10 protein-coding genes are annotated in these 14,059 nt (G+C 60.6%); 8 read left to right on the top strand and 2 right to left on the bottom strand.

Going from position 1 to position 14,059, the window contains the following annotated elements:
- Window positions 1-181: 181 nt before the first annotated feature.
- Together C7123_RS00270 and C7123_RS00265 are read right to left on the bottom strand one after the other, a co-directional pair.
- The gene (locus C7123_RS00270; RefSeq protein WP_069175363.1) at window positions 182-1,144 is read right to left on the bottom strand and encodes a PhoH family protein; all 963 of its coding nucleotides are present in this window, start codon (window positions 1,142-1,144) and stop codon (window positions 182-184) included.
- Between the two features lie 253 nt (window positions 1,145-1,397).
- Complete coding sequence (locus tag C7123_RS00265; protein WP_069175362.1) at window positions 1,398-3,167, bottom strand: 1-deoxy-D-xylulose-5-phosphate synthase; 1,770 nt, start codon at window positions 3,165-3,167, stop codon at window positions 1,398-1,400.
- A 235-nt stretch (window positions 3,168-3,402) separates the two neighbouring features.
- On the opposite strand from C7123_RS00265, the gene creD reads away from it, so the two are divergent.
- The 8 genes from creD (at window position 3,403) to C7123_RS00225 (ending at window position 14,052) form a co-directional block, all read left to right on the top strand.
- Entirely contained in the window at window positions 3,403-4,740 is a 1,338-nt protein-coding gene (gene creD, locus C7123_RS00260; RefSeq protein ID WP_083206874.1) for a cell envelope integrity protein CreD, read from the top strand.
- Window positions 4,741-5,209: 469 nt separating this feature from the next.
- Complete coding sequence (locus C7123_RS00255; protein ID WP_069175360.1) at window positions 5,210-6,493, top strand: O-acetylhomoserine aminocarboxypropyltransferase/cysteine synthase family protein; 1,284 nt, start codon at window positions 5,210-5,212, stop codon at window positions 6,491-6,493.
- Between the two features lie 25 nt (window positions 6,494-6,518).
- Window positions 6,519-7,886, top strand: a complete 1,368-nt coding sequence (gene lpdA / locus C7123_RS00250) for a dihydrolipoyl dehydrogenase (protein WP_107490548.1) — start codon at window positions 6,519-6,521, stop codon at window positions 7,884-7,886.
- A gap of 90 nt (window positions 7,887-7,976) precedes the next feature.
- A complete protein-coding gene (locus C7123_RS00245; RefSeq protein WP_069175358.1) occupies window positions 7,977-8,225 on the top strand; it encodes an AbrB/MazE/SpoVT family DNA-binding domain-containing protein in 249 nt (82 codons plus the stop codon).
- Window positions 8,213-8,539, top strand: coding sequence for a type II toxin-antitoxin system PemK/MazF family toxin (locus C7123_RS00240; protein ID WP_237269321.1), 327 nt, complete (start codon window positions 8,213-8,215; stop codon window positions 8,537-8,539). Before C7123_RS00245 ends, C7123_RS00240 begins: the two co-directional genes overlap by 13 nt.
- Window positions 8,540-9,160: 621 nt before the next feature.
- Window positions 9,161-11,455, top strand: a complete 2,295-nt coding sequence (locus C7123_RS00235; protein ID WP_069175357.1) for an ATP-dependent helicase — start codon at window positions 9,161-9,163, stop codon at window positions 11,453-11,455.
- Window positions 11,456-11,547: 92 nt separating this feature from the next.
- On the top strand, window positions 11,548-12,705 hold the full coding sequence (gene nspC, locus C7123_RS00230) for a carboxynorspermidine decarboxylase (protein WP_069175356.1): 1,158 nt from the start codon (window positions 11,548-11,550) through the stop codon (window positions 12,703-12,705).
- Between the two features lie 573 nt (window positions 12,706-13,278).
- A complete protein-coding gene (locus C7123_RS00225) occupies window positions 13,279-14,052 on the top strand; it encodes a DUF6261 family protein (RefSeq protein ID WP_069175355.1) in 774 nt (257 codons plus the stop codon).
- The last annotated feature ends 7 nt before the right edge of the window (window positions 14,053-14,059 follow it).

Here is a 14,059-nt window from a genome sequence, read left to right as displayed (position 1 = left end):
AAGTAGTTATGCGCCTTTCGGTCGCAGTGGTTATAAGTAGTCTGGGGTAGTTATGGGTTGGGGTGGACGCCGAGCTCATCTCTTCTTTTCTTCCCTTGATGAAAGAAAAGAAGCAAAAGAAGATCAAGGCGTCAGGGACGCCAGCCAAGTTGGCCGGGTACATTATCTCGGGGGACATGATCTATTGATTGGAGGATTCCTCCTCTGTTTTTTCTTTCTCTTTTTCGTACGCCTCGACGATGCGTTGCACGAGCCGGTGGCGGACGATGTCTTTACAGTCGAACTCGACGTGCCCGATGCCTGGCACGCGGCGCAGGACGTGCATGGCGTGAATAAGTCCGGAGGTGGCTTGCGGCGGCAGATCGATCTGGGTCACGTCGCCCGTGACGATCATCTTGGCGTTGATGCCGAGGCGGGTGAGGAACATTTTAATCTGATGCTTGGTGGTGTTTTGCGCCTCGTCGAGGATGATGACGGCATCGCTCAGCGTGCGGCCGCGCATGAAGGCCAGCGGGGCGATCTGGATCACGTTGTTCTCCATGTATTCGCGCAGGCGGGCCGAGGGGATCATCTCTTGGAGCGCGTCGTAGAGGGGCTGGAGATAGGGGTCGAGCTTGTCTTTCATCTCGCCGGGCAGGAAGCCGAGTTTCTCGCCGGCCTCTACGGCGGGTCGGCTGAGGATAATCTTGCGCACCTGCTTGTTCTTCAGGGCGCGCACGGCCAGGGCGATGGCGACGAAGGTCTTGCCCGATCCGGCGGGCCCGATGGCGAAGGTGAGGTCGTTCTCCTCGAAGCGATCGACGAGCAACTGCTGATTGGCCGAGCGGGCGGTGATGGCGCGACCATTGACGCCATAGATGATCAAGTGATCTTGTGCTACGGGCGGCAGCTCGTTGCCCTTGACTAAGTCGATAATCACCTCCTCGGTGAGTGCGTTACGCTCGGCGCAGTAGCGCTCAACCTCGCGCAGCTTACGTAGGAAGACCGCTAACTCGTCCTCCTCGCCGATGACCTTCACCACGTTGCCACGCGCCACGATGCGCAACTTCGGGTAGAGCGTGCGCAGGAGTTGCAGGTGACCGTTGTTGACACCGTAAAAGACGACCGGGTCGACGCCCTCGAGGATATAGGTTTGTTCTATCATATATAATAGGTAAGCGGAATGGGATCCGGCTTTGGGAGCGGCAAAAGTAGATAGAGAGGAACTAAAGAAACGAAAGGCACCTTGGTGCATTGTAAAAAACAAGGCTGAAATCAGCGATTTCAGGGTCATGTAGAAAAACAAAGCCCCGGTCTCTCTGCTGGAATAAAGGGTACAAAAAAGCGGAGGGAAGGCGCCGACTGCGATGAGTCGAAACCTTCCCTCCGTGTGAAGCAAAAAGAAGTATGCGGATGGGTTACCCGATTGCGGCGAGCGTGGCGAGGACGTCCTCGGCGATTTGCTCGTCGGTGAGGTGGTTCTCACGGAGCAGCTCGTCGACGTCGTAGCGGTCGTAAAGCTGCTTCTTGACGCCGAAGTTGAGGACGCGCATGGCGGACGGGCCGTAGTGGCGCGCGATGCGTTCGCCGAAGCCGCCGTCGAGCGTGCCGTCCTCGAGCGTGGCCACGACGGCGTGATCCTTCTTCAGCTCGTCGAGGAGCGCCGTGTCGACGCCCGTGAGGTAGCGCGGATTGATCAGCGTGGCATCGATGCCTTGCCCGGCCAGCAGCTGGCGGACGCGGTCGCCCTTCTGGTAGAAGTTGCCGGCGGCGATGAGGGCCACGCGGCTGCCGCGGTGACCGACGCGGAAGGTGTTGAGCGCGGAGTAATCCGTGTCGACCGGCTCAGAGGTGTGGTAAACCTCACCCTCGGGCACGCGGATGGCCACCGAGTGCTTGTCCTGCCGGATGGCCCAGGTCTGCATGGCCACGAGCTCCTCGTAGGTGGTGGGGGCAAGGTAGACGAGGTTGGGGATGTGGCTGAGCATGGCGATGTCGAAGAAGCAGATGTGCGTGAAGTCGTTCATGCCGAAGATCGAGGCGCCGAGCACGTTGATGACGGCCGGGTTACTGTTCACGCAGAGGTCTTGCGCGATCTGGTCGTAGGTGCGCTGCAGGAAGGTGGCGTAGGTGAAGTAGACCGGCCGTGCGCCGCGTTTGGCCATGCCCGAGGCTAGGGCCACGGCCTCCTCTTCGGCGATGCCGACGTCGATGTATTGCGCGCCGGCCTCCCGACGGCGGTCGGCGGTGAAGCCGAGGCCCATCGGCACGGCGGACGCTACGACGACGAGCTTCGGGTCGCGCTTCATCTCCTCGCGGAGGAAGTCGCCAAGCAGGCTGGGCATGTATTCGCTCTTGTCGCGTGGGCCGGTCGACTTACCCGTCTCACGGTCGAAAGGTGAACGGTAATGCCAAGCCTCCTGCTTCTCTACGGCCGGCGCGTAGCCGTGGCCCTTCTCCGTGTGGATGTGTACGACGGTGGGGCGGGGCGTGTCTTTGACGCGGCGGAAGATGTCGACCAGCGAGGCCAGGTTGTGGCCGTTTTCGAGGTAGTAATAGTCGAAGCCGAAGGTCTTGAAGAAGTTCAGTTCGGCCTGTCCGTACGTCTCACGCAGCAGGCGCAGGTTGGCGTAGAGTCCGCCGTGATTCTCGGCGATGCTCATCTCGTTGTCGTTAACGACGATGATGATGTTCGTGCCCAGTGCGGCGGCCGTGTTGAGCCCCTCGAACGCCTCGCCGCCGCTGAGGCTGCCGTCGCCGACGATGGCGACGATGTTCTCCGTGCCGCCCAACACATCGCGGCCCTTCTGCAGTCCGGTGGCCAGCGAGATGGCGGTGGAGGTGTGTCCGATCTCGAAGTAGTCGTACTCCGGCGATTCGATCGGGGAGCTGTAGCCCGAGATGGCGCGCGTGTCGGCATCGTCGAGGAAGCCGTGGGCGCGGCCGGTGAGGATCTTGTGTGGATACGTCTGATGGGAGACGTCGAAGACGAGCTTGTCCGTAGGCGTGTCGAAGACGTAATGCAGGGCCACGGTGGCCTCGGTGAAGCCCAGGTTCGGGCCGACGTGTCCGCCGTGGCGGCTGACGCGGTTCAGTACGGCGTCGCGCACTTCGTCGGCGACGATTTTCAGCTCGCTGACCTCCAGTTTACGCAGGTCAGCAGGGGAGTGGATCTTTTCTATGTACATATTTTTTATGCGCCTTTGGCGCGGTAGTTATCGGCCTTTGGCCGGGTAGTTATGCGCCTTCGGCGCGGTAGTTATAAGTAGTCAGAAGTAGTTATGCGCCTTCGGCACGGTGGAGGCACACAGCATACGCCCTGCCAAACGCCCATCCGGCTGACATATTGTCGGTAGTAAACTATTCGCCCTCGAATTACGTTTCCATGCCGTACACATTCATACAATAGAAGGAACAATAGACATGAACTGGAAAAATGAAAATAGACCTTGGTGGACACCGCGCCGGATGATGGCGGCGAAGGTGGTTACGATCGGCTTCCTGACGCTGCTGCTGATGATCCCGATGATGCTGATCGAAAGTCTGATGAACGAGCGCGAACGGACGGCCGGCAATGCCGTCGAAGAGGTGGGGCAGAAGTGGAGCGGGGCGCAGACCGTCCTCGGCCCGACGCTGACCATCCCGTACTATACCACGCAACACTCCGAGAAGTCGGGGCGCACGGAGCGCGTGGTGCAGTTGGTGAACATCCTGCCCGATTCGCTCGATATCATCGGCGACGTGCGCACGGAGGAGCTGCGGCGCGGTATCTACGAGGCCGTCGTCTATCGATCCACGATGGAGCTACGCGGCACCTTCGTCCTTCCGCCCGATGTGCCGCTGCGCCCGGGCGATCCGGACTTTCCGCTGGAAGGTGCCATGCTGAACCTTGGCCTCTCCGACCTGCGCGGCATCAGCGAGCCCGTGGCCGTGGAGTGGGGCTCGACACAGAAGACGCTCGACCCCGGCATACTGCACTACCAACTGCTCACCTCGGGCGTGTCGTGTCGTGTGAACGCGCTGCCGTTGGCCGGGGGTCGCACGGTGTCGTTCCGCATCCGACTCGCGCTGAAAGGCTCCGGATCGCTCTACTTCGCGCCCGTGGGCAAGACGACGACGATCGCCCTGCGGTCGAACTGTCGCACGCCGAGCTTCACGGGCGCCTTCCTGCCCGCCAATCGTCAGGTGACGGACAGCGGCTTCGTCTGCGACTGGAAGGTGATGCACCTCAACCGCAACTATCCGCAGGTGCTCACGGGCAGCGATCGTCAGGAGGCGATCGAGGAGTCCGTGTTCGGCGTCGATGTGCTGCAACCCGTGAAGCGCTACCAGCAGTCGATGCGTTCGGTGAAGTACGCCATCCTCATCATCGTGCTCACGTTCGTCGTCTGCTTCTTCGTGGAGGTGTTGCAGCGGCGCCACATCCACCCGCTTCAATACCTGCTCGTCGGGCTTGCCCTGAGCCTCTTCTATTCGCTGCTGCTCTCCATCTCGGAGCATACCAGCTTCGGCCTCGCCTACCTCATTGCCGCGGTGATGACCGTCAGTCTGATCACGTGCTACATGGCCGGTGTGCTCAAGCTCCGGCGTACGGCGATGGCCATCGGTGGACTGCTGGCAGGGCTTTACGTCTATGTCTACGTGCTGATCGGCATGGAGTCGTACGCCCTCTTGGCCGGCAGCGTGGGGCTGTTCGTCATCCTGGCGGTGATCATGTATGTGTCGCAAAAGATCGACTGGAGCGGGCGAGACGCAGCATAACAGGGAGGGGGCTACGGCCCCCGGCAAAGTTTGGCCGGACTCACAGGGGAGGGCGACCTGTTGTGTCGCACGGGTAGGGCCTAAAAGTTCAGAGAGCTGCCATCGTGTCGCACGATAGGGCCTAAAAGTTCAGAGAAGTGCCATCGTGTCGCACAATAGGGCCTAAAAGTTCAGAGAAGTGCTATCGTGTCGCACGGGTGGGGCCTAAAAGTTCCGAGAGGTGCCATCGTGTCACACGACGGGACCTAAATGGCCATTGAGACGCTATCGTGTCGCACGATGAGGCCTAAAAGTTCCGAGAAGTGCTATCGTGTCGCACGATAAGGCCTAAAAGTTCAGAGAAGTGTCATCGTGTCGCACGGGTGGGGTCGGGCCTACATGACGCCTGCCACGCCCGGCGGTTGTGCAGCCTCTTTATCGGTCTACTTTTGCCGCCGCGATAAGTAAAAACAGTACACTACAATAACACATGAAGCAATCAATGAAGCGAGGCACACTGTGTGTGCAAGGCGGCTGGCAGCCGAAGAACGGTGAGCCGCGTGTGATGCCGATCTATCAGAGCACCACGTTCAAGTACGAATCAAGCGACGAGATGGGGCGACTCTTCGACCTCGAGGCGTCCGGATACTTCTACACCCGGCTGCAAAACCCGACGAACGACACCGTGGCGGCCAAGATCGCCGCACTCGAAGGCGGCGTAGCAGCCCTGCTCACCGCATCGGGCCAGACGGCTTCGTTTTACGCCATACTGAACCTCTGCAGCGCGGGCGACCATGTCGTCTGCGCCTCGGAGATCTACGGCGGCACGTTCAACCTCTTCGCCGTGACGATGAAGCGCATGCAGATCGACTTCACCTTCGTCGACCAAGACGCACCAGAGGAGGAGATCGACCGCGCCTTCCGACCGAACACGAAGGCCGTCTTCGGCGAGACCATCGCTAACCCTGCCTGCGCGGTGTTGGACATCGAGAAGTTTGCCCGCATAGCCCACCGCCACGGCGTGCCGCTCATCGTGGACAACACTTTCGCCACGCCCATCAACTGCCGACCCTTCGAATGGGGTGCCGACATCGTGATCCACTCCACGACGAAGTACATGGACGGCCACGCGACGTCTGTGGGCGGCGCTATCGTCGACAGCGGCCGCTTCGACTGGGAGGCGCACGCGGAGAAGTTTCCCGGCCTCACCACCCCTGACGCCTCCTACCACGGCATCGTCTACACGCAACGGTTCGGCAGCGCAGCCTACATCACCAAGGCGGTGGTACAGCTCATGCGCGACCTCGGCGCCATCCCTGCGCCGATGAACGCCTTCCTGCTGAACCTCGGCCTCGAAACGCTGCACCTGCGTGTGCCGCGCCACTGCGCCAATGCGTTGTCCGTAGCCGAATACCTCAGCCAACACCCGAAGGTGGCATGGGTGCATTACCCCGGCCTGAAGGGCGATAAGCATTACGCGGCGGCGCAGAAGTACCTGCCCAACGGCACGTGTGGCGTGCTGACGCTCGGCTTGAAGGGCGGACGCGAGCAGGCTGTCCGGTTCATGGATGCCCTGCGGATGGTGGCCATCGTTACCCACGTAGCCGACGCGCGTTCGTCGGTGCTCCATCCCGCGAGCCACACGCATCGCCAGTTGACCGACGAGCAACTGAAGGCCGCCGGTGTGGCTCCGGATCTGATCCGCTTCTCCGTCGGTATCGAAGACATCGAGGACATCCTGGCCGACGTGGAGCAGGCGCTTGAACACGCATAACCACTTATAACTACAATAGAAAAGAATCATGACTGATTTAGCAATCATTGGAGGCGGGCCGGCCGGCTATGTGGCTGCCGAGCGCGCCGGAGCGAAAGGATTGAGCGTAACGCTCTTTGAGAAGAACAACCTCGGCGGCGTCTGCCTCAACGAGGGCTGCGTGCCCACGAAGACGCTGCTCTACAGCGCCAAGGTGTACGACTACGCCCGCCACGGCGACAAGTATGGCGTCACGACCGAGGGCGCTGCGTTTGACTACGGCAAGATCGTGGCCCGCAAGAACAAGGTCGTGCGCAAACTCGTGGCTGGTATCGGTGCCTCGATGAAGGCGCACGGCGTGAATGTCGTCAAGGGCGAGGCGCGCATCACAGGCCGGAAGGAAGACGGCACGCTGACCATCGCGTGCAACGGCGAGGCGTACGAGGCGAAGAACCTCTTGCTCTGCACCGGTTCCGAGGCCTTCGTGCCGCCCATTCCCGGCGTACCCGAGGCGGGTGACGTGATCGTAACCAACCGCGAAATACTGGCACTCAAGGAGCGCCCCCAGTCGATCGTCATCATCGGCGGCGGCGTGATCGGCATGGAGTTCGCCAGCTTCTACAATAGCCTCGGCACGGAGGTGACCGTCGTGGAGATGCTGCCCGAGATCCTCGGTGGACTGGACGGTGAAGTGAGCGTCATGCTGCGCGAGGTGTACGCCAAGCGTGGCATCCAATTCCGACTCTCTTGCAAGGTGACGGAGGTGCGCGGTAATGAGGTGATCTATGTCGACGCAGAGGGCAACACGGCCTCGGTCACGGGCGAGAAGATCCTCATGAGCGTAGGCCGCCGCGCCGTGACGGCCAATCTCGGACTGGAGACGATCGGCGTGGAGACGGTGCGCGGCGCCGTCAAGACGGACGCGCAGCTGCGCACGAATGTGCCGAATGTCTTCGCCGCGGGCGACATCAACGGCTTCTCCATGCTGGCACACACCGCCAGCCGCGAGGGCGAAGTGGTGGTGAACAACCTGACCGGCACGCCGGACGAGATGCGTTACGACGCCGTTCCGGGCGTGGTCTACACCAACCCCGAGGTGGCTGGCGTGGGCCTGACCGAAGAGCAGGCCGAGAAGAGTGGCAAGCGCTACGCTGTGGCAAAGTTGCCGATGGCCTTTTCTGGCCGATTTGTCGCCGAAAACGAAGGTGCCAACGGGCTCTGCAAGGTGATCTATGATCCGGAGAAGCGCACCGTGCTGGGCGTGCACATGCTGGGCAACCCGTGCAGTGAGATGATCTTCGGCGCATCGATGGCCATCACCCAGGGCATGACGATCGCCGAGTTGCAACGCGTCATCTTCCCGCACCCCACGGTGTCCGAGATCTTCAAGGAGACGCTGTTTACGATCCATTGAACGATCGCTGACTCGAGACTTGTCAATGGTCGATTGGGAATTATGAATCCGGGCAACCGGCGAATCATGCATCATTAACTACGATAACAGATGGAAGCGAATATCATTCAGATCGGAGACCGTGGGGGAATTATTCTTCCTGCAGAGATTTTGCGTGAGATGAACCTGTCTATTCGAGACGCTGTCAAGATGCGCATTGTAGATAGGCGCATTGTGATCGAGGCCTCCCCCAGACAGGGTTGGGCCGATGCAGCGCGAAAGGCGCATGCACGCGGTGACGACAAGTTGTTTTTTCAGGACACGCTTAGCGAGGAGACCGTACCAGAATGGACGTGGTAGAACAGTTCAGCGTTTATTGGGTCGAACTTGATCCAACGCGCGGGGGCGAGATGAATAAGACTCGTCCGTGCGTCGTGGTCAGCCCAGAGGAGCTGAATGCCCATTTAGCGACAGTCATCATCGCCCCCGTGACTTCAACGATCAGGGAGTATCCGTACCGCGTCCACTGCTTCATTGCAGAGCGTGACGGAGAGATTGCAACGGACCAGTTGCGAGCCATTGATAAAAGCCGATTGAAAGAGAAGATTGGCATGTTGGATGAATCGGAAATAAGCGATCTGCGAAGCGTGTTCAATCAGATGTTTTGCGTATAGAGCGAGGTGTACCCCCCGCTTCGCGAAACAGGTAAGCACTGAAGGCCGCCGGACGGACTGTGGGGAGCAATCCCCCATTCGTTCGGCGGCTTTGTGTTTCGCGGATGGATACCCTGTGGGACGGGGCGGATACCTGAGACAATCCGTTTTTGTGCCCGACGGGGTGTTGGTGTGCAAAAGGCGGCGTGTTTTAGTGCCCGACGGGGTGTTGGTGTGCAAAAGGCGGCGTGTTTTAGTGTCCGACGGGGTGTTGGTGTGCAAAAGGCGGCGTGTTTTTGACCCCGACGGGGTGTTGGTGTGCAAAAGGCGGCGCGTTTTAGTGTCCGACGGGGTGTTGGTGTGCAAAAGGCGGCGCGTTTTAGTGCCCGACGGGGTGTTGGCCTGCAAAACGGGCCGTGTTTTTGACCCCGACGGGGTGTTGGCCTGCAAAAGGCGGCACGTTTTGGGCCCCGACGGGGTGTTGGTGTGCAAAAGGCGGCGTGTTTTTGACCTCGACGGGGTGTTGGCCTGCAAAAGGCGGCGCGTTTTAGCCCCCGACGGGGTGTTGGCCGGAATACGCATATTCATCCCTCTTCTACCTTTGCCGGCCGACAATAAAACAGGTATAACATATAGCCAACAATGCTTTCTATACTCGATGAACTTAACGATGCACAGCGCGAAGTGGTGCTCTACAACGACGGCCCGTCGATGGTTGTGGCCGGCGCGGGGTCGGGCAAGACGCGCGTGCTGACGTACAAGATCACCTACCTACTCAGCCGTGGCTACGAGCCGCACCGCATCCTGGCCCTGACCTTTACGAACAAGGCCGCACGCGAGATGAAGGACCGCATCGCCGCCCTGACAAACGAACGCACCGTGCGTCAGCTTTGGGCCGGCACGTTCCACTCCATCTTCTACCGCATCCTGCGCGAAGAGGCGGAGTATGTGGACTACAACCCGGACTTCACCATCTACGACGCCGCCGACTCGCGCAACCTGATCCGCAGCATCCTCCGCGAAATGCAGCTGGATGAGAAAACGTATCGCCCGGGGCTTGTGCAAAGCCGCATCTCGAACGCCAAGAACGCCCTCGTCACGGCCGAGGCCTACGGTCGGAATAGGGAGCAGGTGGAGTACGACGCCCGGTGCCGCGTGCCTCTCATCCGCGAGATCTACGCCCGCTATCAGAACCGTTGCCGGCAGGCCGAGGCGATGGATTTCGACGAGCTGCTGCTCCAGACGAACATTCTCTTTCGCGACCACGCCGAGGTGCTGGATCGTTATCAACGGCACTTCCGGTTCGTGCTTGTGGACGAGTATCAGGACACGAACCTGGCGCAGCATATGATCGTCAATCGCCTCTGCGAGAAGCACCGCCACATCTGCGTCGTGGGCGACGACGCGCAGAGCATCTACTCCTTCCGCGGCGCCAACATCGACAACATGCTGCGCTTCAAAGACACCTATCCGGAGTATCGCCTCTTCAAGCTCGAACGCAACTACCGCTCTACGCGCAACATCGTTGAGGCGGCCAACAGCCTCATCGATAAAAACAAGGGACGGATCCCCAAGAACGTCTATTCCGAGAACGAGGCCGGCAGCAAGATCCGCGTACTGTCGTCATACACCGACTACGAGGAGGCCTACCTCATCGCCTCGCAGATCACGGAGCTGCAGCGGGCTGGCGATAGTCCGCTGTCGGAGTTCGCCGTGCTCTATCGCACCAACGCCCAGTCGCGCGTCCTTGAGGAGGCGTTGCGGAAGAAGGGGATCGCCTATCGCGTCTATGGCGGACAGTCGTTCTACCAGCGCAAGGAGGTGAAGGACATCATCGCCTACTTCCGCGTCATCGTCAACCCCGACGACGAGGAGGCGCTCAAGCGCATCATCAACTATCCCGCGCGCGGCATCGGCGAGACGACCGTCGCGAAGCTCATGCGCGCCGCCACCGAACACGGCGTCAGCCTCTGGGCCGTCGTGAGCGACCCTGCGGCCTATGCGCTGTCGGTCAACCAAGGCACACTGCGCAAGCTCAGCGCCTTCCACGGCCTGATTCAGGAGCTACGCACTGAGAACGACAACCTGCAAGCCGTGGAGATGGCCGAGCTGATCGTCAAGCGCAGCGGTATCGCCGCAGAACTCTTCCAAGACCGCTCCGTGGAGGGTGTCGCACGGCAGGAGAACATGCAGGAGGTGCTCAAGGCCGTCCGCATTTTCGTCGAAAGAAACCGTGAAGAAGGCGCCGACGAGCTGCTGCTCTCCGACTTTCTCCGCGAGGTGTCGCTCCTCACCGATCAGGACGAGAAGCAAGACGAGTCCGCCGACCGCGTCACGCTCATGACCGTCCACGCGGCCAAGGGACTGGAGTTCGACAACGTCATCATCGCCGGCATGGAGGAGAACCTCTTCCCCTCACAGATGGCGATGGATAGCCCGCGCGCCATCGAGGAGGAGCGGCGACTCTTCTACGTGGCCCTCACCCGCGCCCGCCGCCACTGCCTCATCACCTACGCCAAGACGCGCTTCCGCAACGGCATGAATCACTCCTGCACGCCGAGCCACTTCCTCGACGACATCGACCCCACGCTCCTCATCCGCCCGGACGATCCCTCGCTGATGGCCCGACCGGCCACGCCGTCGCGTCCCGCTGCCACGCGTCCGTTAGTCACCACCGCCACCTCGGCCACCTCCGACCGTCCCTCGGCGCGCTTCCGGCGACTACCCACGGACGTCCATCAGCCTGCACCGCAGCAGGTGGACGCCATCGGCGACTTACACACGGGCGACACCGTCCGTCACGACCTCTTCGGCACCGGCACCATCGTCACCCTCGAGGGCGAAGGCGGCAACGCCAAAGTCACCGTCGACTTTGAATACTCCGGCCGCCGCTCGCTACTCCTCAAATACGCACGACTCACGCCAGTCAAGGATTAACCCGGTACGTGCTGGAGGCTCTACCCTCTACCCTCTACCCTCTATTATGTCTACCCTCTACCCTCTATTATGTCTACCCTCTACCCTCTATTATGTCTACCCTCTACCCTCTACCCTCTACCCTCTACCCCTCCCCCTGTTACGTCATTGAAGAAGCCCTGCTCCGCCGCAACCTCTCGCTTATCCGTGAGGTCAAGGAGCGCGCCGGCGTGGAGATCATCCTCGCCTTGAAAGCCTCCGCCCTGTGGCACGTCTTCCCCATCGTCCGCGAATACATCCCGTGCGCCACGGCCAGCTCCGTCTGGGAGGCGCGCCTCGTCCTCGACGAGATGGGCACCCCCGCCCACACCTATTCGCCCGCCTACACCGAGGCCGACTTCCCCGAGCTACTCCGCTGCAGCAGCCACATCACCTTCAACTCCCTCACCCAGTACGAACGCTTCCGCCCGATGGTCGAAGCCGACGGCGCAAGGGTCTCGTGCGGCCTGCGCATCAACCCCGAGTATTCCGAGGTCGGCACGGCGCTCTACAACCCCTGCGCCCCCGGATCGCGCATGGGCATCACCGCCGACAAGTTGCCCGACCGACTGCCCGCGGGTGTCGAGGGGCTGCACTTCCACACCCTCTGCGAATCGTCGGCCGAGGATCTTGTGCAGACACTCCGCGCTGTCGAGGAGCGCTTCGGGCGCTGGCTGCCTCAGGTGCGTTGGCTCAACATGGGCGGCGGCCACCTGATGACGCGCGCCGGATACGACGTCGACCTGCTCGTCGACACCCTCCGCCGTTTCCGCGCCGCCCACCCGAATCTCTCGCTCATCCTCGAGCCCGGCTCGGCCTTCTTCTGGCAGACGGGCTACCTGCAAACGACCGTCGTGGACATCGTCGAGAACGGCGGCATCACCACGGCCATCATCGACGCCTCCTTCACGTGCCACATGCCCGACTGCCTCGAAATGCCCTACAAACCCACTGTCCGCGGCGCCACGGAGCCGATCGAGGGGCGCCCCACGTACCGCATCGGCGGCTGCAGCTGCCTGAGCGGCGACTTCATGGGCGACTGGTCGTTCGAGCAGCCGCTCCGCGTTGGCGATCCGATCATCTTCGAGGACATGATCCACTACACGACCGTCAAAACGACCATGTTCAACGGCATCCGCCACCCGTCGCTGGCCATCGTGCCCCTCGGCGCCGATCGCCCGGAGGTTTTCCGCACGTTCACCTACGAGGATTACCGTAGCCGCATGTCGTAGGCCGTGGAAAATCGGCCAGCGCAGCCTTCAGTACACCCGGCCAGCCCCGAAACGTGTTCCGCGCAGCCCTTCGTCTGCCGGTGACAAGGAAAAACGGAAGTAGGTCGGATCGTGTTAATGTAAAAGGATCCAATATGCAGTGCATGTTTTTATGCTTTTAATATGAGAGGATTTGATAGCACATGCAAGTTGTATGCTTTTGAAGTAAAAGGATAGTATATAACACGTATATCCGATGCTTTTCGTGTAAAAGGATAGAACTTGCATGGTATATTCCATGCTTTTGATGTGAAACACGGGAGTAGTCGATGAATGATTGCGTCCTTTTACTATAAAAGCAAGGCTTAGTCAGGTGACATGCGATGCTTTTACTGTAAAAGCAAGGTATATACATGAGACGAAGGTTCCTTTTATGCTAAAAGCATATAACCGGACATGCAAGTCGGATGCTTTCAATGTAAAAGCATGCCATATACAATCGATTTTTACCTTTGCGCGCACTGGGGTGGGGTAGGAGAGACTCGAAAGGGCGCCGACTTCACCGGATTACATTCAAATGAGATAAGCACTGTCATGGAAGAGATTATCCAAATACAAAAACTCAGTCTGTACAGGCTGGACAACGCCTCGCATACCGATTTCCACACCACGATCGGCGGTCGCATCGCGGAGGTGGGCGCGGAAAAGCTCGGGATACCGGCGGCGTTGGCTGCGGAGTACCAGCAATGCATTCAGGAGGCGATCGAGATGATCAAGGAGACGCGCACGAGTCGCCGGACGAAGGCGCTCCAGCAGAAAGACGCCGAATGCGACCGCCTGGTGTCGTTCATCCTGGCCGTGGTGCGCGCCATGCGCCTCTCGCCCCGGGCAGAGGCGGTGGAGTCGGCCGAAGATCTGTACCTCCAGCTGCGCGTCGGCAAGCGCATCCAGGCCGAAGGGATCGGCGTCAAGCCCGCGCGTATCGAAGCGCTACTGCACGACCTGAGGAAGCCGGAACACGCGGTGCACATCACCCGACTGGGCCTCGAAGAAGCCGTCGGGCTGCTGGATAAGGTCAAAGAGGAGGTGCGCGCGCTGATGAACGAGCGGTCGGAGGAGCGGATCGAGAAAAAGCGGCCGTCGCTCACCCAGCTCCGCCCGAAGACGGACGAGGTCTACGGCCGCATCGTCCAGCACCTACAGATGTCGCACTTCGTCGGCAAGCCGCCCGTCGATCGGGAGGCGATCGCCCAATTCGCCAGCTATATCAACGAACGCGTGAGCCAGACCCGCATGACGCACAAGCAGCGCCAATCCCATCGCATGGCCCTCCGCAAGCCCAAGGCCGCGCCAACACCCACCCCCTAACTCCCCG

The sequence above is a fragment of the Tannerella serpentiformis genome, from assembly GCF_003033925.1.
Taxonomy (GTDB): domain Bacteria; phylum Bacteroidota; class Bacteroidia; order Bacteroidales; family Tannerellaceae; genus Tannerella; species Tannerella serpentiformis.
The sequence above is the reverse complement of the archived record's forward strand: the minus strand, read 5'-3'. Positions and strand labels throughout refer to the sequence as shown.